The organism is Chryseobacterium daecheongense, from assembly GCF_003729955.1.
Classification (GTDB): Bacteria; Bacteroidota; Bacteroidia; order Flavobacteriales; family Weeksellaceae; genus Chryseobacterium; species Chryseobacterium daecheongense.
This window is the reverse complement of the sequence record NZ_RJTX01000001.1, coordinates 806,122-826,205: the sequence shown is the minus strand read 5'-3', so window position 1 is coordinate 826,205 and position 20,084 is coordinate 806,122. Positions and strand designations below refer to the sequence as shown.

Here is a 20,084-nt window from a genome sequence, read left to right as displayed (position 1 = left end):
TATTTGAAGCTAAAATACGTTTTTTTATGATGTTTAAGTCACCGCTGATGGATAATTTTTCTAATCAACATAGACTTAATTAAAACAAAGCCTTTACCAGAATGGTAAGGCTTTTATGATATCAGATTATTAATGTTCCATCAGCTTTCACCCATTTTGTTCCTTCCCAGTAAATTGGCATTCCAATGGTGGAATCAAAATACCTGAAGCCTGTGTCCAGATTACTAGATGGCCTTTCTGCTGTAGTTCCCCATCTTTTATTATCCGCATTCATTCCATCTGCATTTCTCCAAGATCCCCCATCATAGAATTCCGGTTTGCTGTTTGAAGTATTATAAAAATTGTATCCTCCAATAGGAGAGAACGGTCTTTTATTAATATCTCCGATGTCATCAAAGGTTTTATAAACTTTGATATTCTGGTCGTAATATTTTAAATTGCTGACCAATCCGTCTACATAAACAGTACCTTCATAATCATCTTCAATTAAAATATCGGGTTTTATAAATAGGTTTTTTAAATGAACCGTATTGTTGGCTGTTAAACCGGATGAATATTTAATAACGAATTTATTGTGATTTTGTAAGTTATTTGTCCATCCATCAGCCCAGATGTTATCTAAAGAGAAGGATGCGCTTTCAGAAGCAGTCAACGCATATTCATTATTTTGTTCAAAATGAATATCCCTGAAAGACAGATTCTGAGTAATACCTTTTATTTCTACTCCAGTTTTGTTGTATTCAAAAATTGAATTTTGAATCCAGGTGGTTTGAATACCATGAGGTTCTGTCAGTAAACCGTTGATAAGCATGCCAGTATCACAATGGCTCAGCCAAATATTTCTGAAAGTAACTGTTGTACTCGGTCCGCTTCCTGCAGAATCCTCATAAAGAATACCAATGCCATCAGATCCCATAACTTTGAAATTGGAAACTTTTATGTTGACAGCAAGTTTTATACTTAAACCCGTGCTCGTTTTATTATTGTAAGCGTCTGTAGTATCTCCAAACAGTCTTGTTACTTTTACATCATCAATAATTGAATCATAAGCTCCTTGCAAAATAATACCTCCTTGTGAAAAGGTGATGTTTTTAATGACAATGGATTCTGACATAAAAATAACATCACTTTCTGGATCTGGATCTTCACCTGTAATATTGGTTACATTTGCTCGAGGTGTAGGATGTGTGTCGGAGTTGACTACCTGGTGAAGGATAACTCCTTTTTTACTTTCGCCTAACAACGTGGTATTATGTGGTAATTTTAATGTATCATATAATAAATACTTACCATTAGGTATATACAGTGTGAATCCTCCAAATAAGTAAACTTTCTCCCCATTCTCAATCTTAGAATGAGTGAAAAATAATTTAGATAATGAATCTATGGCATCCAGAAATGCTTGAGTATCTGGTGTTCCATTATCATTAACATCTCCATCTCCTTTCGCTCCAAACCATTTTATATTAACCTTGTCGTCTTTTAAGACCCTAAGATAATAGATGTTGTTTTGTTTTATGCACATCACATCATCTACCATACTGTCGTCAATAGGTGTATGGCCATCATAGATGTAGGTGCTTTCCTTATAGGTTGTCCATTCGCCGGTGTACTGGTCATTTAATTCAATTACTGCCATTTTTTCTTTTTAAAGGGTTAATAATTAGTGATATATATTCTTGCAAGAAATCTATAAAACAAATATAACGGCGGGAAGCGCCAGAACTTGACGTATTATATTTTTAAATTCATATGACAGGATTTTTACTAATTTCCTCATTATGAATTTGTTAAATAATTCATAATCATAATAATTAATTCATTAAAAATCACTACTTTTGCACCCGTAAAAATCTTATATGCAAAACATTAGAAATATTGCGATTATCGCACACGTTGACCATGGGAAGACTACTTTGGTTGACAAGATCATTCACGCTACCAACATTTTCAGAGAAAATCAGGAAAGTGGAGAATTAATTATGGATAACAATGATCTTGAAAGAGAAAGAGGGATCACGATCTTATCAAAAAATATTTCTGTTACCTATAAAGACACAAAAATTAACGTAATTGATACCCCTGGTCACGCCGATTTCGGAGGAGAGGTAGAAAGAGTATTGAAAATGGCAGACGGAGTTTTATTGTTGGTGGATGCTTTTGAAGGTCCGATGCCACAAACCCGTTTCGTTTTGCATAAAGCTCTTCAGTTAGGATTAAAGCCGATTGTGGTCATCAATAAAGTAGATAAAGAGAACTGTCGTCCTGAAGAAGTTCACGACAAAGTTTTCGATTTATTCTTTAACCTTGATGCTACTGAAGAACAATTGGATTTCCCAACCTATTACGGATCTTCTAAACAAGGTTGGTTCAACACTTCTTTAGAGCCTACAGATAATATTCTTCCTATTCTTGATGGAGTATTGGAATATGTTCCGGCTCCTAAAATTGAAGAAGGAAACCTTCAGATGCAGGTGACTTCATTAGATTATTCTTCATTCTTAGGAAGAATCGCCATCGGAAAAGTAGTGAGAGGTACTTTGAAAGAAGGTCAATGGATCGGTCTGGCTCAGGAAGGAGACAAAATTGTAAAAGGAAAAGTAAAAGAATTATACGTTTTCGAAGGATTAGGAAAGAAAAAAGTGACTGAAGTTCAGGCAGGGGATATTTGTGCTGTAGTAGGATTCGATGCTTTCCAGATCGGAGATACATTCGTTGATCTGGAAAATCCGGAGCCAATGGAAAGATTGGCAATCGATGAGCCTACATTGAATATGACATTCTCTATCAACAACTCACCGTTCTTCGGGAAAGATGGTAAATATGTAACGTCTAATCACCTGAAAGAAAGATTAGAAAAAGAATTGGAGAAAAACCTTGCATTAAGAGTTCAGCAGACAGATGATGCCAATACCTTCTTGGTATTCGGTAGAGGTATTCTTCACTTATCAGTTCTCATTGAAACGATGAGAAGAGAAGGATATGAAATGACGATCGGTCAGCCACAAGTTATCCTGAAAGAAATTGATGGTGAAAAATGCGAACCTTACGAAACAATGGTAGTAGATGTTCCTGAAGAATTTTCATCAAGAGTAATCGACCTTGCTACTCAAAGAAAAGGAGATTTATTGATCATGGAAACTAAAGGAGAAATGCAGCACATGGAATTCGATATCCCTTCAAGAGGTTTGATCGGATTACGTTCTCAAATGTTGACAGCTACTGCAGGAGAAGCAATCATGGCACACAGATTTTCTGAATATAAGCCTTTCAAAGGTCAGATCCCGGGAAGAAGCCAGGGTGTTTTAGTTTCTAAAAATCAGGGACAGACAACAGCATATTCTATTGAAAAACTACAGGACAGAGGAAAGTTCTTCGTTGATCCGGGAGAAGATGTGTATGCAGGAATGATCGTTGGAGAACAAAATAAGCCTGGAGATTTAGTTGTGAACATTGTAGAAGGAAAACAGCTGAACAACATGAGAGCAGCCGGAAAAGATAAAGACGGAAACATTGCTCCTAAAATCCTGTTCTCTTTGGAAGAATGTATGGAATATATTCAGCAGGATGAATGCATCGAGGTAACTCCGAACTTCATCAGAATGCGTAAGAAATTATTATCTGAAGAAGATAGAAAACGTGCTGAAAGAATGGCAAAAGCAGATTAATTCTGTTTCACATATAATTAAAAGCCTCGATTTTCGGGGCTTTTTTTATTATAAAGAGTAAAATGCTTATTTTACACCCTTAAAATCCAAAATAAATTAATGTAGTTTTGTAGCCTATGAGATTGAATTCGTTAAAGTTGATATTTTTATTAGGGATCTTTGTATCGTGCAGCAGTTCCCGTTCCATTTCAAATAACACCATAAAATCTGCACCAAAGCCGCCTGTTGTCATTCCTAAAAATATTCCGAAACCTAAAGACTCTGTCGCCAATGGAGCGGGTCAGATAGAAGAAAATATTAAAGTAAATCTTCCGCCAATACAAAGAGAATTCCGTGGAGCCTGGGTGGCAAGTGTTGCCAATATCAACTGGCCATCCAGAAATGACCTTTCTGTAGAGCAGCAAAAAGCAGAAGCCATCAATATGTTGGATATGCTGAAGGATAATAACTTCAATGCAGTGATCTTTCAGGTTCGTCCTTCAGCGGATGCCTTATATACAAGTACACTGGAACCATGGTCTTATTTCTTAACCGGGGAAACAGGAAATCCGCCCTATCCAAATTATGATCCTTTACAATTCTGGATCGAGGAATCTCACAAAAGAGGATTGGAACTTCATGTTTGGCTGAACCCTTACAGAGCACATCATGCCAACGGAGGACCGGTAAATGAACTGTCTATGGTCAGAAAGCTTCCCGATATGATCGTAAGATTGAAAAACGGGATGTATTGGTTTGATCCGGCGGATCCCAGAACACAAGGCCATGTTTCCAATGTTGTAAAAGATATTGTAAAAAGATATGATATCGATGCCGTACATTTTGATGATTATTTCTATCCGTATGCAACGTACAACAAAGGAGCGGATTTCCCGGATAGTAAAACCTGGAATGAATATCTGAGAAATGGGGGGACTTTATCCAGGGCAGACTGGAGGAGGGATAATGTGAATAAATTCGTGGAGCGTATCTACAAAGAAATTCATGCAGAAAAAAGCCACGTAAGATTTGGGATCAGTCCCTTCGGAATCTGGAAACCAGGTTATCCGGAAGGAATTACGGGTTCTTCTCAATATGACGAGTTGTATGCGGATGCCAAATTATGGTTGAACAACGGTTGGGTAGATTACTTCTCACCACAATTATATTGGCCAATCGATTCAAAAGGACAGGGGTTTGAGCCTTTATTGAACTGGTGGAAATCTGAAAACACGCAAAACCGTCACTTATGGCCTGGATTAAATACCGTTGAAATAAAAGTTTCTGACCGACCGACGGAAATTAAGAATCAAATAGAAATTTCCAGACAGATACTAAAAAATAGTGTAGGCGAAATCCACTGGAGTATTGCGGGATTAACGAAAAACCCTAATATGCTCCCGATCTTGAAAAACGGACCTTACAAAGACAAAGCATTAGTTCCCAAAACACCTTGGATAAAAGCTACCCCATTATCAATTCCTACCTTATTTATAGCAGATAATGGAAGCTTTGCACAGGCGAGCTGGAGTTCTAAAAATATAGGAGATGTCTTCCAATGGGTACTTTTCACTCAGTACAATGGGGTTTGGGAAACCGAGATCCTAACACTGGATACTCTTTCAAAAGCGATCCCAAAATATAAAGATGGGAAAAAGCTAAATGCTGTAGCGGTGAAAGCTATAGACAGATTAGGTAATGAAAGTGATTATATAGCGAAACAGATCAAATAATCCACCAGTTATAAGAAAAATTCCTCTCTTTTAGAGGGGTGTCGAAAATTCTTTGAATTTTTGACGGGTGGTAAAAACAAAAAGGCCAGTTCTGCTAAGAACTGGCCTTTATTTTAGAATAACTATAAATTATAAGGGTAAAATGAAGTAATTCAATAAATTATAAAAGCATATTAACATATTTTATTAAAAATAAAAACTTTATCGGAACTATTTTTGCATCATAATTTCCATAACCACACTAAAAATATGAATTATGAATACGAACAGACTTTCCGAGATCATGGAAAAAGCACTGAGCAACCAGATGAATAAAGAAATCCATGCTTCCCATGTTTTTTTATCTTATGGGATCTGGGCAGATGACAAAGGATACCAGGGAATTGCCAACTTCCTTTACAGACATGCTCAGGAAGAAAGAAACCATTCCATTAAATTTATGGAATATATCCTGAACAGAGGTGGTAAACCTAAAGTAGAAGCTATTCCTGCGCCTCCGGAAGATCCGGATTCATTAACTGCTTGTTTTGATGGCGTATTTAAACATGAAGTTGATAATACAACATCCATCTACAGATTGGTAGATCTGGCTATGGAAGAGAAAGATTGGGCAACCTGGAACTTCATGCAATGGTTCGTACAGGAACAGATAGAAGAAGAAACGTTAGCGCAGAACTTAATTGATAAATTGAAAATTGCTGGTGGAGACAGAGCTACAGATGAATCTCTGTTTACATTAGATAAAACACTGCAGGAAACACCGAATGAGGTTCCTTTAGCCCAGGAAGCTACAGGGAATAATCCATAAAAGCATAAAAACACAGAACAAAAAATTATTTGTAAAATCTGCCGGAAATGCCGGTAGATTTTTTTATTATGAAACTCATCTTAAATTCACTATCTTTGCACGCTGAAAGATCAGTGGTTGGATTCCCCTCCTAAAACTTTCAACATTGAACATTAAACTCTGAACATACATTATGAAATGTGGAATCGTAGGCTTACCGAATGTAGGTAAATCAACTCTTTTTAACTGTTTAAGCAATGCAAAAGCTCAATCAGCGAATTATCCTTTCTGTACTATTGAGCCTAATTTAGGAACAGTGTCAGTGCCGGATCAAAGATTGTTCGAACTGGAAAAACTGGTAAAGCCTGAAAGAGTTTTACCGGCGGTGGTAGAGATCGTTGATATTGCGGGATTGGTAAAAGGAGCGAGTAAGGGAGAAGGATTAGGAAACCAGTTTTTGGCGAATATCCGTGAGTGTGAAGCGATCATCCACGTTTTAAGATGTTTTGACAATGGAAACATTGTCCATGTAGAAGGTTCAGTAGATCCGTTAAGAGATAAAGAAATTATTGATATTGAGCTTCAGCTGAAAGACCTTGAAACAGTAGGAAAAGCGGTTGAAAAAGCGAAAAAGTTCATCAAATCCGGGAAGAAAGAAGATATCCTGACGTATGAAACCCTTCAAAAGTTACAACAGTTTATTGAAGACGGTAAAAACGCAAGAGAATTCCCTGTGGATGATTTAACAAAGCCTATCATTGATGATATCCAGTTGTTGACCAAAAAACCGGTGCTTTACGTTTGTAATGTAGATGAAAATTCAATTAAAAACGGAAACGAATGGATTGGCAAAATTGAAGAAATGGCGAAGAATGAAGGTGCTGAAGTAGTAGTTTTGGCAGCTCAGATCGAAGCAGACATCAATGAGCTTGAAACATTTGAAGAAAGACAGATTTTCCTTGAAGAATTGGGCCTTGAAGAGCCGGGAGTAAACCGCCTGATCAGAAAAGCCTATGATCTTTTAAAGCTTCAGACGTATTTTACAGCCGGAGTGAAGGAAGTAAGAGCATGGACGATTGGAAAAGGATGGACTGCTCCACAGGCAGCCGGAGTGATCCACACCGATTTTGAAAAAGGTTTCATCCGTGCGGAAGTCATTAAATATAATGATTACATCAACTTCGGTTCTGAAGTAAAAGTGAAGGAAGCCGGAAAGCTATCTGTAGAAGGAAAAGAGTACATCGTTCAGGACGGTGATATTATGCATTTCAGATTCAATGTATAAGAAAATATTAAAGTTAGTTATAGTAATTAAAAACGCTTCCATCATTTTTTTGGAAGCGTTTTTGTTTAAAATTTTTTCATTCAGCTGTTATTGTGTCCATAATTGGGTATTGATCTTAAAAAATATCCCCTCGTTTTCCAATTCAAACTGATCCTTTTTTTGACTTTTAGGATTATTAATAGCAATGAATCTTATCACTCCGTTTTTTTGCTGTCTGTAAACATCTATAATGTTGTAATCTTTATAAGTGTAACGATATAAAAGTCCGTTTCCCATGTCTTTATCTGGCTGTTGGGACCATTGTTTTTTAATATCTTCCAGCGTTACATTCTCATAGAAAAAACCTGCTAGATTATTGTAAATGCTTGTTTCGGTATAAGTGAAAAGAACTTCTTTCGGTTTTTTTGTAAGGTTGCCTAAAAGATGGGCAATATCAGAATTTGTGAAGAAAATAAACTTTTTATTGATGTTTTCAAACTCGTAATCTCCGTAAAAATTGAGACCTAAAGACTCATCTTTAAGATCAATAACCCTTGTAGATAAGCTGTTTTCTTCATCGCTGATCTTTTTTGAATCAATTACTTTGATGTAGTTGGTACAGGAACTCATCATCAGGACGGTCATAATAGGTATTATTCTTTTCATATCAATAGGTATTGGTGTTTCTACAATATAGCAATAATTGTTCTTTTTTCAAAACTGAATCGGAAAAAACGAGATTTGTATAAAACTGCGTATATTTGAATTTTACAAATGCTCATGTCATGGAAAAAATAGCACATACGTCATTGGAAGATTTTTACCGGGAAATGACCGCCAAGCTTGGAAAAGACCTGGATAGCATTTTTCCGAAAGGACTTCATAAAGATATAGGTCACTTCAATATATTCGATATTGCACCTACTATTGAAAAAGTCAAGGCAACTTCCGAGATGCCCTACAACAGAAGAAAATATTATAAAATAAGCCTGATCAGAGGGAGAAACCGTGCGGAATATGCAGATAAGATCATTGCCATAAGAAAAAATGCATTGTTGTTTGCTACTCCTAAAGTACCTTACCACTGGATTCCTGAAGATCCCGAACAATCCGGGAGTTTTTGTGTTTTTACGGAAGATTTTTTTATCAAGAACGGTTCCCTGAATTCTCTTGAAGATCTTCCCCTGTTTCAGCCGGGTGGCATTCCTGTTTTTGAGATTGATGATGAATTGGCGGATGAAATAGAAGTGCTCTTTTCTAAAATGAAAAAAGAAATAGCCTCCGATTATATTTTTAAATATGACCTGATTAGAAATTATGTGGTAGAGTTGATTCATTATGGTCAAAAGCTGCAGCCTGCAACCAAACTCTCCACTTCTAATGATGCTTCCCTCAGGGTAGTTTCATTATTCATTGAGCTGCTGGAAAGGCAGTTCCCTATTGAATCTGCCGAGCAAAGGCTGCAACTGAGGACTGCTAAAGATTATGCTGACAGGTTAGCTGTACACGTGAATTATCTCAATAAGAAATTAAAAGAGAGTACGGGTAAAACCACCACTGAATTTATTGCAGACCGTCTGATCCAGGAAGCGAAGATCTTATTAAGGCAAACCAAATGGAATATCTCAGAAATATCTTACGCATTAGGATTCGAAGAAATTGCTCATTTTTCCAATTTCTTTAAGCGGAAAACTTCTTTTGCGCCTTTGGAATTCCGTTCCTGATTTGAATTTTGCAAATTTCCGATTGATTGGAGCAAACCGATCCTTTGGGAAAATCCTCAACTTTGTATCATTAAATCATAGAAACAATGAACACACAAACAAAAATTGCGTTAGTAACCGGTGGAAGCCGTGGATTGGGAAAAAATTCAGCATTAAAAATTGCTGAGAAAGGTCTGGATGTGATCATCACTTATAAAAACAGCAAAGAGGAAGCTGATGCTGTAGTCAAGGAAATACAATCAATGGGAAGAAAGGCAATCGCTTTTCAACTGGATACAACAGATACCAAAAGTTTTGATGCATTTGTACAGCATGTAACGGACCATCTAAAGGAAAATACTGGAAGCCCTAATATAGATTTCCTGATCAATAATGCCGGAACCGCATTGTATTCTCCGATTATGGAAACCACTGAAGAAAAGATGGATGAAATGTTCAATATCCATTTTAAAGGGGTATTTTTCTTAAGCCAGAAATTATTGCCATTGATGAATGATGGTGGAGGAATCATCAATATTTCTTCAGGATTGGCGAGATTCGCATTACCGGGATCTTCCGTATATGGTTCTATGAAATCGGCGGTGGAAATGCTTACAAAATATATGGCAAAAGAATTGGGACCAAGAAAAATTAAAGCCAATGTAGTGGCACCAGGTGCTATAGAAACTGATTTCGGAGGAGGAAGAACGAGAGATGATAAACAAGTGAATGCTATGATTGCCAGTGCAACGGCGCTAGGTAGAGTAGGTCTTCCGGATGATATTGGTGGAGTAGTGGCCTTCTTATGTACAGAAGATGCAGGATGGATCAATGCTCAAAGGATCGAGGCTTCCGGAGGAATGTTCTTATAAAAAAATAAAAACAGCAGCTATGTCTGCTGTTTTTTTTATCTTTAATAGGTGATACTGATGAATATTTTCCAGTGTCATTCCCAATCTATGGTTAAAGAATTTTTGAGTCAATATCATTACTTGTTATTAGGTGCAGAGATTCTGTATTTTATCAGCATCTTCCTGCTGGCTGCAAAAATTATCATGGATACTAAAACGACAAGTAAAACACTTGCCTATCTGCTGCTTGTCACTTTCCTGCCTTTTGTGGGGATTATTATTTATTTCGTTTTTGGGGTCAATTACAGGAAAAACAGATTCTATTCATTTACTATTAAACGAAATGAAAAGATTTATAACCTGGCGCAGAAGTATGTGGAGGAAACACACTATAAAACGTTGCACAATAGAGAAGATGAGGTAAAGGGTTTTATCAATACGATCAATTTTTTATATAATGCCACTTATTCGCCCTTATCCCAGGAAAATCATGTTGAAGTATTACTGAACGGAGAAGAAAAGTTTCCGAAAGTTTTTGAAATCATACAAAGAGCCAAGCATCATATTCATCTCGAATATTACATTTATGAAAACGATGACGTCGGAAACAAGCTTGCCGATCTTCTGATAGAAAAAGCAGGTGAAGGCGTTATAATAAGGTTTCTATATGATGATTTCGGGAGTGGGAAAATCGGTAAAAAACTTTTGAAGAGATTAAGAGCTTCTGGTATTGAAGTATTTCCGGTCAATAAAATTAAGTTCAGGATTTTTGCCAACAGGGTTAATTACAGGGATCACAGAAAAATTATTATTGTAGATGGAACTGAAGTTTTTACCGGCGGTATCAATGTGTCGGATAAATATATTAACCATGAGAATCAGCTGTATTGGAGAGATGTTCATTTGTATATGAAGGGGAATGGTGCGTTTTATTTTCAGTTTTTGTTTTTGAGTAACTGGATTTTTGCCGTAAAAGATATTCCTGAATTATCAAAGGAATATTTCAGATATGATGAGAATAATACAGGGAAAACAATTGTTCAGGTTGCGGCAAGCGGTCCAAATACGAAACCTTCTATCATGCTCAGTACCAATTCTGCCATTCTTTCTGCCAAAGAAAAAGTATATATAGTCACTCCTTATTTTATTCCTGTAGAAACCATATTGAATGCCATCAAACAGGTAGCTCTCGCAGGGCTTGATGTAAGACTGATGGTTCCTAAAACGGGAGATTCTGTAGTGGTGAATGCTGCTGCTTACTCTTATTATGAAGAACTTTTGGAAAATAATGTGCGTATTTTCTTTTATGAAAAAGGATTCATCCACTCTAAAACGATGATCATAGATGATAACTTTTCATGTGTGGGAACAGCTAATATGGACGCGAGAAGTCAGGAACTGAACTTTGAGGTCAATACTTTTATTTTTGATACTTCTATCAACCTTAAACTCAAGGAGATATTCCTTCATGATATGAAAGATTGTACGGAAATAACACTTGAAGAATGGCAAAAAAGACCAAAAGGGAAAGTATTTTTTGAGCACATGGCCAGATTACTTTCCCCGTTGATATAATTAAATTTTTGAGAGGTATTCCAGTGCCTGTTCCAAGGTTTCCTGTTTTTTGGCAAAACACAAACGGATTACATGTTCGCTGAGTTTGTTTTTATAAAATGATGAAAAAGGAACTGTGGCTACCTTATGATTGATGGTGAGTTCCCGGGCAAAGTCAAAATCATTTTTATCAGAGATTTTATCATATTTTACCCCCTGAAAATAGGTTCCTTCACAATCTAGCAGTTCAAATGAAGTACCGGCAAGTCCTTGACGGAGAAAATCTCTTTTTTCCTGAAAGAAATCATTCAGGTGATTGTAATGTTCTTCATTTTTCATATACTCCGCCAAAGCGAGCTGAATAGGAGTGTTCACACAGAAAACATTGAACTGGTGTACTTTTCTGAACTCATCGGTTAAATTCTTCGGGGCTGCACAATAACCGACTTTCCAACCTGTCACATGAAACAATTTTCCAAAAGAAGCAACCAGAAGGCTCCTTTCTTTTAATTCCGGGTATCTGCATATGCTTAAATGCTGGTTCCCGTCGAATACGATATTTTCATACACTTCATCACTTAAAATCAGAATAGAGGTATCTTTTACAATATCGATAAGCTCCTGAATATCTTTCTCTTTTAAAATCTTTCCTGAAGGATTGTTAGGATTGTTAAGGATGATCATTTTAGTCTTTTCACTTACCAAACCTTTTACAGCATTCCAGTCGATTTCATAATCCGGAGCTTTCATTTCAAAACGCTTGACAATTCCTCCAAAAAGCTCTACAGTAGGCTCATAGCAGTCATAAGCAGGTTCGAAGATAATAACTTCATCATCTTTTTTAATAAAGGTGGCAATAGTGGTAAATATCGCTTGAGTGCCGCCAGCCGTAATGGTGATTTCGGAATCAGGATGATAAACCGCTTGATGGCTGTTTTCAATTTTCCTGGCAATTTCTTCCTTTAAACCAATCATTCCTCCCAAAGGAGCGTATTGATTAAAACCTTTTGTAATGAAATGAGTGACATGATTCAGCAATTCGGAATCCGGCATGAAATCCGGAAATCCCTGTGATAGGTTGATGGCCTGGTTCTCATTCGCCAATTGTGTCATTTGGCTGAAAATCGTGGTTCCTATATTAGAAAGTTTAGAGAAAGGAAGCTGTATCATAATCCTGAATTTTTACTGACACCGAATTTAATTCATTTTTTACAATCAATACACAAAAGAAATAAAAAAGACTGCCCTTTTTGGAGACAGCCTTTTCATCTTTTGTTGGTTTTTTTTATGTTCAAATGTTAACCGAGCTTCATGGTTTTTGCTTATAGTATAATGAAAGCAAGAATAACTATATTTTATTATCCGGATGTAATATAAATTTATAAGTGTAGCTATTTTTCTAGTAAGTGTATATAAAATGACGTTAAGTGTAATTTTTTAGTGATTTTCCATTTTTTATTCTATGAAATCTATTCTGGAAAGGAAATCATTTTTTTTACGCACAGAAACATCCAAAACGGAGTCATCCGTCATGATGACTTGGCCGCCTTTGCCTTTAATGTATTCTTTTAAATGAGATAAATTGATGAGGTGTTTATGATGGATCCTGAAAAAATGATGCTCGGAAAGAAGCTCCTCAAATTCATGCATGGTTTTGGAAACCACAATTTTGCTTTTGTCCGTAAGGTAAAAAGTAGTATAGCTTGAATCTGCCTCACAACGAATGATATCGCCAATGTTGATCATTTTAAATCCCTGTAAAGAAGGAAGGCTGATTTTATTGTTCTGAAGAGAATTGGATTGGACGGTTTTGTTTTTCCTTATATTTTCCATTGCCTTGTTAACTGCAATGATGAAATCTACTTTTTTAATAGGTTTAAGCAGATAATCTGTAGCTCCATTCTTAATCGCCTGAATGGCAAAATTTTCATAAGCGGTAATGAAAATAATCTGGGATGAAATTTCTTTTAGTTTGGCGAGCAGGTCAAAAGCAGTCCCATCACTCAGTTGGATATCCAAAAACAGAATATCCGGCGTATTTTTAATAAGGTAAACATAGGCTTCATCAATGCTTGCAGCCTGAAATACGATTTGCACATCCGGAAATTCATTTTCTAGCAGGAGCGAGATATAATCCCTTCCATCTTGTTCATCATCAATGATGCAGGCTTGTATTTTGGTTTTCATAAGGTGTTATGTATAGTTTAATTTGTGTTCCCTGTCTTTCAGAAAGGGTATTGATCTGTAAAATGATATTAGTCTCAAAGAGCTGCTTAAATGTTTCAATCCTTTTCTGAGATAGCTTTACCCCAAAAGAATTGGATTTATCGGCAGATTTATATTTATTGTCAATTCCCACCCCATTATCCTCAATAGTAATGCAAAGGGAAGCGTCTATATGCTCAAATGAAACTACAATATGTCCTTTTCTATCCTTTAAACCGGAGACTCCGTGTTTTATTGCATTTTCTACGAAAGGCTGAATCAATAATGAAGGGATCACCCAATTGCCGTTTACTTTTTCAGAAACCGATATGGTATAATCGAACTGGTCTTTTAACCGGAGTTTTTCCATATCCAGATACAGAGAAAGATATTCAACCTCTTCTTTTACCGGCATAAACGTCTTTTCCGAATAATGAAGAGTTTTCCTGATCATTTGAGAGAAAATTTCCAGGTAGTTTTCCGTTTCCGTATAATCTTTTTTATACAGTAAATACTGAATGGAATTAAGACAGTTGTAAATAAAATGCGGATTGATCTGTGCTTTAATGGCCTGAAGTTCCAGCTCCGCAATTTTTTTCTCATAATACAACGCATCCATTTTCTCATTACGTCTTCTTTGAAAATACAGGATAATAATGAAAGAAAGAATACCAATGGCGGATAACATCATCAATATGGTGAACCACCAGGTTTGCCAGAAATGAGGTTTGATTTCAAAAGGGAGATCCGTGGAAACAAAAGATTGCTTGCCGTTATATCCTAAACCAAAGACTTTGAATGTGTATTTTCCCGGTGGGATGGAGTTCAATATGATCTTCGAAGAATTGCTGGTCTGCCAGTTTTCATTGAGCCCCTCAATTTTATACTGATAGCTTATTTTTTCCTGCGAAGTATAATCCGGGAAGCTTAAATTCAGAATGACATTATTGTCCGGAGTTTTTCCCGCCAACTCCTGATTAAGGTCAAAATATTCTTTGCCTCCGATAACAACAGAATTAATGACAACCTTTTTATTAATGAATTTTTGCTGGGTCAGTAATTTTTTAATTGAAAAAACTCCAAGCCCTTTAGAGGTCCCTATATAAATACTGTCTTTTCTTATGATACAGCCTGCAATAACGTTGGAAGGTAGTCCGTCTGTCTGAGTAAAAGTATTAATTTTGACGGTATTTCCTTTTAGTTCGATCCTGTGCAGCCCTGAATTGGTACTTGCCCAAAAGATATTTTCACCTTCTACGTCTACTCTTTTTATTTTATCGGTGGCTAAACCGTCTTTTTCCGTAATTTCTTTAATGAGCCCTTTATTATTGAAAAGAACAAGCCCTTTCACATTGGTAGCCCCGATGTACAGATCAGGCTTTAGCTTTTTGATATCTGTAAAATAATATCCCTCTAAAAAAAGAGTTTTCTTTCCTGTTTGAATATTGAACTTGTAAAGATTTTTGAAACTTCCCATAAACAAGCTGTCTTTGGCGTAAGGTAAAACAGAATATACTCTTTCATTGACAGAAATATCGACGCTTTGTTTTTTGACAAAATCATAAATAGTCAAGCCTTCCGGTGTACACAATAAAACAGAGGTGTCTGTGTAAGGTGCTATATTTTTCAGGAAATAATTTTTCAGGAATTTTTTTTTACGGGTATGAATGTCATACAGGAATACCTTTCTGCTTAATCCGAAAATGGCAATGTCATTATTAGCGTATATTCCCCTGTGTTCCGTTTTTCCGTTTTTCTCAAAATAAATGTTATCAATACGGTTAGAATGAAAAATCCCGCCATACGACTCATTATATCCTAAAAAAATATGATTAGCATTTCCTGCTATAGCGGTGATGTGTGAAGAATTGTTTTTTATAGGGAGATTAATATAATTCCTGAAAAACTTTTCTGCGATAAAGAAAACCCCGTTTTTTACAGAAGTGAACCAGACATTATTATCATTATCCACCAGTACATCATTGATCACATAATTATCCAAAAGCTTGATAGGCGGAGGAAGTTTTTCAGTGATGGGTTGGTCAAAAAACAGTACGCCGCCATTCTCCAATCCTAACCATAGTTTATTATTTTTATCTACTATTATATTATGAATATTTTCCTTGGATTTATAAGTATTGATCTTTTTAAGTGAATAATTTTCCCGCTTTAATATGGTTATTTCTTTGTCTTTTCTGGCGAAAAATATACCATTATGTTCTAAGAGACTAATGTTTTTTTCTAAACCAATAGGATATGCCGTTTCTTTTTTAGTAATCGCATTATAGATAATAACTTCCCCTTTTTTGCTGTGTAAATAAGTAAGTCGGTTATCGAAATCAAAACCTATAATAGGGAGAGGTGATTTTTTTTGATAATTGGGAAATAGCGGAAGTTCCCTGACTTTCCCTTCCTTATATACAAAAATAGTTTTGGGGTTATAACTGTCATACAGATATACTTCATCCTTATTCCATGCAAGGCCGGGAATATTGGTGAACTGTATTTTTTGAAGTTCTTTATTGATTTTGGAATTAATGATTTTATTATTTTTTATATAGGCGAAATCATTCAGAAATGGAATGATGAAAATTTCACCATTAGATAAAGGTATGCAAGATAAAATCTCAATATTCCGCAAACCTTCTTTTTTACCATATTGCTTGAATTCCTTACCATCGAATCGGAATAAACCATTATCACTTCCGATCCATATAAAACCTTTATAATCCTGTTTGATCTGATAGGTATAAGAGCTGTTAAGCCCATCTTCATCATTATAATTGACTAATCCCGGAATCTGTGCAATTGATAATGACGAAAAAAGGATAATACATATACATGAGGTCAGAAAATGTATTTTTCTCACAGCTAATTGAATAATATTGTAAATATAGCAGAATAAATAAAAAAATGAACGCATCCTGAAGCCTATTTGATGAAAAATAATGCTTTAATGTCAAAAATATCGGGAAGCTTTAAAAAGATTTCTGTAAGCAAAGGAATTTATTGTATCGTAATCCTTAAAAATAGTAATATTGTAGGCAATAACCCTAATAAAAGAAATAATGACTAATCATGAAATAGACTACAAAATTTACGGTGAGGAAATGCAGTGCGTCGAAATTGAACTCGATCCTAACGAAAGTGTTATTGCCGAACCGGGAAGTTTTATGATGATGACCGAAGGTATCCAGATGGAAACTATGTTTGGAGACGGAACGGAAAAAGGATTAATGGGAAAATTATTTTCTGCCGGGAAAAGAATGCTTACCGGAGAAAATCTTTTTATGACAATTTTTACCAATACTTCTTCTCAAAAAAAGCAGGTGAGCTTTGCTGCTCCGTATGCAGGAAAGATCATCCCATTAGATTTAAGCCAACTGGGCGGAAAAGTCATTTGCCAGAAAGACAGTTTCCTGTGTGCTGCCAAAGGAGTGAATATTGGTATTGAGTTCCAGAGAAAGCTGGGAACCGGTTTATTTGGTGGGGAAGGTTTCATCATGCAAAAACTGGAAGGAGATGGAATGACATTTGTGCACAGTGGAGGGCATGTGATCGAGAAAGAGCTTCAACCAGGTGAAATATTGAAAATTGATACAGGATGTATTGTTGGATTTACCCATACCGTAGATTATGATATTCAGTTTGTAGGAGGAATTAAAAATACCATTTTCGGAGGAGAAGGCTTATTCTTTGCTCAATTACGAGGCCCGGGAAAAGTTTGGATTCAGACGTTGCCGATCTCCCGTTTAGCAAGCAGAATTCTACAGTACGGAACCACCAAAAAAGGAGAACAGGGAAGTATTCTGGGAGGTTTAGGAAATCTGTTGGACGGTGACGGATTTTAATTTGAATTAACAACAAATCAATATAAGAACAAAAGACTGTCTTCGGACAGTCTTTTGCTTTTTAACTCTATTCGAGATCTATTTTGAAATCAGCAATTTTTGTGAGGTTGTTTTTCCGTTTGATTGGATTTCAACAATGTAAGTACCTTGAACCAATTTTTCAGTATCAAGCTTCATACTTTGTCTTCCGCTTTCTATGGTTGCGGATTTTTCAATGACTACTTTTCCGGAAATATCCATTATTCTTACGGCTACCATTCCTTTTTTAGAAAGATTGGTTTGTACATCTACATAATTCTTTGCAGGATTAGGAACCAGTAAATATTCTTTCGGATTGGTATTGCTTAATTCTGCTCTTGCTATCTCAGCGTTTTCCTTTAGAGGAGAGCTTACGTTGTTTGTAGTTTTGCCTGCTTCAACCGGCTTTGGGATACAGATAACAATACAGGTGGTACATTTAGGCTTGTCATTTTCATATTGAGTTACACAAACTTTGTAAGAACCTGAATTCAGATACGTATGTGAAGTTAGAACATTAGATACTGTTCCATCACCCCAATCTACTGAGTATAAACTTGGAGAATTGGTGCTTTCAAGGAATACCTGTGCTGTAGTATAATTACCGGAAGTACTTGTTGTTGTCTGAAGCTTGAAATTAGAATTACATTCGCTGCAATCACTGCAAGGTTTCACGCAAATATTATCAAAATAAACTACTTCCTGTTGAGTGGACGTAATATCCGGAGTGATGCCGACACTTACAGTGTTCATGATAATATTGTCAAAAACAGCAGGAGTAGGTCCGGTCCATGCACCATCAGAATTACTTGGAAGAGGTCCTCCGTTGGCTAATGCAATAGGTGCTTTGATGCGTACCCATCCGCTTCCCGGAGTTACGGTTACATTCGCAACAAATGTAGCTCCGTTGGTTCCATCAGAAATTGTGATGTAGGGATGATAAGGCATTCCGTAACCGCTGTCATTTTCAAGATAGAAATCAAAATACAGGCAGTATCCAAGATATTTATCACCCAGCTTTTGAAAATCGGTCGTGTTTTGATACCATGACCCCCCTGATTGATCTTTTAGAATCAGATACTGGGATCCATCCAGTGGGTTGGCTGTACCGAATCCTACACTTACGTTTCCATTAGGCGGAGGAGCAGGAGCCCAGTTTCCCGCAGGATTAGTGGGATCATTAAAATCGCTGCACGGAGCCTGTGCCTGAAGCATGAAACATCCTAAAAGGAAATACACTGCAAAAAAATATATTCTTACCATAATGTACGTTGGTTTTATAGATCAAAAGCCAACAAAAACTTTAGGATTAATACTCATGAATTGATGAGGTTTTCATCGTTAATACAGTTTTACATCTTCTCAATGATTCATTGATCAGAAGTCGTAAAAGTATCATGATATTTAACATCACGGTAATGTGAATTAGCAGGTGTGAATGGATAGGTGTATAAATGTGTAGATATATCTCTTAAATGTGATTATTCAATGTTTTCAACATGATACAGAAAATCGTTTTTCTTACGGGCAGCAACATCCAGAACGGAATTATCGGCCATAATGACCTGTCCGCCTCTTCCTTTGATGTATTCTTTTAGATGATCCAGATTGATAAGATGCTTGTGATGTATTCTGAAAAAATTATATTCTGAAAGGTGCATTTCAAAATCATGTAATGTTTTGGATACAATCACTTTTGTTTTATCAAGCAAATAGATGAACGTATAATTGGAATCTGCTTCACAGCGGATGATTTCATGAATACTGATACGTCTGAAACCTTGCAGAGTCGGAATATTGATCTTACTGTGAAATGTACTGTGATAGATAAAGTTCTTTTGCTTATTGATTGATTCCAGTGCTTTGTTTACGGCGATTACAAAATCCAGCTTTTTAATGGGCTTAATGAGATAATCGGTTATTCCTCTTTTAATCGCTTTAATGGCATTGGCTTCAGAATCTGTGATGAAGATAATCTGTGAAAGGTTTTTTCTGAATTTTGAAAACATTTTGACGGCCCTCTCATCTACAAGACCCAGGTTGAGAAACAGAATATCGGGTGTGTTTCGATCAAGATAAAAAGAAGCTTCTTCAATGTTGCAGCTGTGCAGTGAAAATTCAAATTCAGTGAATTCGCTTTTTAATAATCTGGAGATAGATTCTCCATCATCCTGTTCATCAATGATGCAGATTTTTAAATAGGTTTTCATGGTAATATGGATTGGTTTTTAGTTTTATTTTTTCAGGTGATTGTCATGGTTTTCTTTTAATTATTAAATTTAATAAAAATTAATTATCACGTATTGTGGAATAATATAAATTAAAATTAAAATTGGACAGTATTATTCACTATTGAATGGAAGGAAAATTATCAAGTAAAAAATGATAAGTAAAGAAAAATTAATTGATTTATAAGTAATTTTAATTATTGTTTTGTAGTATATTTGTATAATAAAGATATGGTGATTATA

15 protein-coding genes are annotated in these 20,084 nt (G+C 35.9%); 8 read left to right on the top strand and 7 right to left on the bottom strand.

Features of this window, described 5'->3' with window-relative positions; all coding sequences use genetic code 11:
* Positions 1–121: 121 nt before the first annotated feature.
* A complete protein-coding gene (locus tag EGI05_RS03830; protein ID WP_123261732.1) occupies positions 122–1,639 on the bottom strand; it encodes a glycosyl hydrolase family 28-related protein in 1,518 nt (505 codons plus the stop codon).
* Between the two features lie 220 nt (positions 1,640–1,859).
* Here EGI05_RS03830 and typA point away from each other — a divergent pair, with 220 nt between their 5' ends.
* From typA to ychF, 4 genes are all read left to right on the top strand, one after another.
* Positions 1,860–3,668, top strand: coding sequence for a translational GTPase TypA (gene typA / locus EGI05_RS03825; protein WP_123261731.1), 1,809 nt, complete (start codon positions 1,860–1,862; stop codon positions 3,666–3,668).
* Positions 3,669–3,784: 116 nt separating this feature from the next.
* Entirely contained in the window at positions 3,785–5,380 is a 1,596-nt protein-coding gene (locus EGI05_RS03820; RefSeq protein ID WP_123261730.1) for a glycoside hydrolase family 10 protein, read from the top strand.
* Between the two features lie 256 nt (positions 5,381–5,636).
* Positions 5,637–6,188 (top strand): ferritin, encoded by a 552-nt coding sequence (locus tag EGI05_RS03815; RefSeq protein WP_123261729.1) that lies wholly within the window; start codon positions 5,637–5,639, stop codon positions 6,186–6,188.
* A 172-nt stretch (positions 6,189–6,360) separates the two neighbouring features.
* Positions 6,361–7,452, top strand: a complete 1,092-nt coding sequence (ychF, locus tag EGI05_RS03810) for a redox-regulated ATPase YchF (protein ID WP_123261728.1) — start codon at positions 6,361–6,363, stop codon at positions 7,450–7,452.
* An 87-nt stretch (positions 7,453–7,539) separates the two neighbouring features.
* On the opposite strand, the gene EGI05_RS03805 is transcribed toward ychF, so the two are convergent.
* Positions 7,540–8,097 (bottom strand): hypothetical protein, encoded by a 558-nt coding sequence (locus EGI05_RS03805; RefSeq protein ID WP_134197371.1) that lies wholly within the window; start codon positions 8,095–8,097, stop codon positions 7,540–7,542.
* Between the two features lie 119 nt (positions 8,098–8,216).
* Between EGI05_RS03805 and EGI05_RS03800 the strand changes: the two genes are divergently transcribed.
* The 3 genes from EGI05_RS03800 to cls all read left to right on the top strand — a co-directional run bounded on the left by EGI05_RS03800 (position 8,217) and on the right by cls (position 11,560).
* Positions 8,217–9,155: a helix-turn-helix domain-containing protein gene (locus EGI05_RS03800; RefSeq protein ID WP_123261726.1), complete on the top strand. Its 939-nt coding sequence runs from the start codon at positions 8,217–8,219 to the stop codon at positions 9,153–9,155.
* An 86-nt stretch (positions 9,156–9,241) separates the two neighbouring features.
* Entirely contained in the window at positions 9,242–10,006 is a 765-nt protein-coding gene (locus EGI05_RS03795; RefSeq protein WP_123261725.1) for an SDR family NAD(P)-dependent oxidoreductase, read from the top strand.
* A 57-nt stretch (positions 10,007–10,063) separates the two neighbouring features.
* Entirely contained in the window at positions 10,064–11,560 is a 1,497-nt protein-coding gene (gene cls, locus EGI05_RS03790) for a cardiolipin synthase (RefSeq protein ID WP_123261724.1), read from the top strand.
* On the opposite strand, the gene EGI05_RS03785 is transcribed toward cls, so the two are convergent.
* The 3 genes from EGI05_RS03785 to EGI05_RS03775 all read right to left on the bottom strand — a co-directional run bounded on the left by EGI05_RS03785 (position 11,561) and on the right by EGI05_RS03775 (position 16,613).
* Entirely contained in the window at positions 11,561–12,709 is a 1,149-nt protein-coding gene (locus EGI05_RS03785; protein WP_123261723.1) for a methionine aminotransferase, read from the bottom strand.
* 285 nt (positions 12,710–12,994) lie between these two features.
* The gene (locus EGI05_RS03780; RefSeq protein WP_123261722.1) at positions 12,995–13,726 is read right to left on the bottom strand and encodes a LytR/AlgR family response regulator transcription factor; all 732 of its coding nucleotides are present in this window, start codon (positions 13,724–13,726) and stop codon (positions 12,995–12,997) included.
* Positions 13,695–16,613: a sensor histidine kinase gene (locus EGI05_RS03775; protein WP_166668314.1), complete on the bottom strand. Its 2,919-nt coding sequence runs from the start codon at positions 16,611–16,613 to the stop codon at positions 13,695–13,697. The genes EGI05_RS03780 and EGI05_RS03775 overlap by 32 nt, the downstream gene beginning before the upstream one ends.
* A 199-nt stretch (positions 16,614–16,812) precedes the next feature.
* Between EGI05_RS03775 and EGI05_RS03770 the strand changes: the two genes are divergently transcribed.
* Positions 16,813–17,595 (top strand): TIGR00266 family protein, encoded by a 783-nt coding sequence (locus EGI05_RS03770; RefSeq protein WP_123261720.1) that lies wholly within the window; start codon positions 16,813–16,815, stop codon positions 17,593–17,595.
* Positions 17,596–17,673: 78 nt separating this feature from the next.
* Here the strand turns inward: EGI05_RS03770 and EGI05_RS03765 are convergent, their stop codons facing one another.
* Both EGI05_RS03765 and EGI05_RS03760 read right to left on the bottom strand, forming a co-directional pair.
* Complete coding sequence (locus EGI05_RS03765; RefSeq protein WP_123261719.1) at positions 17,674–18,876, bottom strand: T9SS type A sorting domain-containing protein; 1,203 nt, start codon at positions 18,874–18,876, stop codon at positions 17,674–17,676.
* A gap of 218 nt (positions 18,877–19,094) precedes the next feature.
* Positions 19,095–19,823 carry a LytR/AlgR family response regulator transcription factor gene (locus EGI05_RS03760; protein WP_123261718.1) on the bottom strand — a complete coding sequence of 243 codons (729 nt, stop codon included), beginning with the start codon at positions 19,821–19,823 and terminating at the stop codon, positions 19,095–19,097.
* Positions 19,824–20,084: the final 261 nt, after the last annotated feature.

Bases quoted from the DNA above. Each gene is read 5' to 3' on its own strand.
- ychF (WP_123261728.1), top strand. From the start codon at position 6,361: ATGAAATGTGGAATCGTAGGCTTACCGAATGTAGGTAAATCAACTCTT.
- EGI05_RS03760 (WP_123261718.1), bottom strand. From the start codon at position 19,823: ATGAAAACCTATTTAAAAATCTGCATCATTGATGAACAGGATGATGGA.
- EGI05_RS03770 (WP_123261720.1), top strand. From the start codon at position 16,813: ATGACTAATCATGAAATAGACTACAAAATTTACGGTGAGGAAATGCAG.
- EGI05_RS03830 (WP_123261732.1), bottom strand. From the start codon at position 1,639: ATGGCAGTAATTGAATTAAATGACCAGTACACCGGCGAATGGACAACC.
- cls (WP_123261724.1), top strand. From the start codon at position 10,064: ATGAATATTTTCCAGTGTCATTCCCAATCTATGGTTAAAGAATTTTTG.
- typA (WP_123261731.1), top strand. From the start codon at position 1,860: ATGCAAAACATTAGAAATATTGCGATTATCGCACACGTTGACCATGGG.
- EGI05_RS03805 (WP_134197371.1), bottom strand. From the start codon at position 8,097: ATGAAAAGAATAATACCTATTATGACCGTCCTGATGATGAGTTCCTGT.
- EGI05_RS03800 (WP_123261726.1), top strand. From the start codon at position 8,217: ATGGAAAAAATAGCACATACGTCATTGGAAGATTTTTACCGGGAAATG.
- EGI05_RS03820 (WP_123261730.1), top strand. From the start codon at position 3,785: ATGAGATTGAATTCGTTAAAGTTGATATTTTTATTAGGGATCTTTGTA.
- EGI05_RS03815 (WP_123261729.1), top strand. From the start codon at position 5,637: ATGAATACGAACAGACTTTCCGAGATCATGGAAAAAGCACTGAGCAAC.
- EGI05_RS03780 (WP_123261722.1), bottom strand. From the start codon at position 13,726: ATGAAAACCAAAATACAAGCCTGCATCATTGATGATGAACAAGATGGA.
- EGI05_RS03765 (WP_123261719.1), bottom strand. From the start codon at position 18,876: ATGGTAAGAATATATTTTTTTGCAGTGTATTTCCTTTTAGGATGTTTC.
- EGI05_RS03795 (WP_123261725.1), top strand. From the start codon at position 9,242: ATGAACACACAAACAAAAATTGCGTTAGTAACCGGTGGAAGCCGTGGA.
- EGI05_RS03785 (WP_123261723.1), bottom strand. From the start codon at position 12,709: ATGATACAGCTTCCTTTCTCTAAACTTTCTAATATAGGAACCACGATT.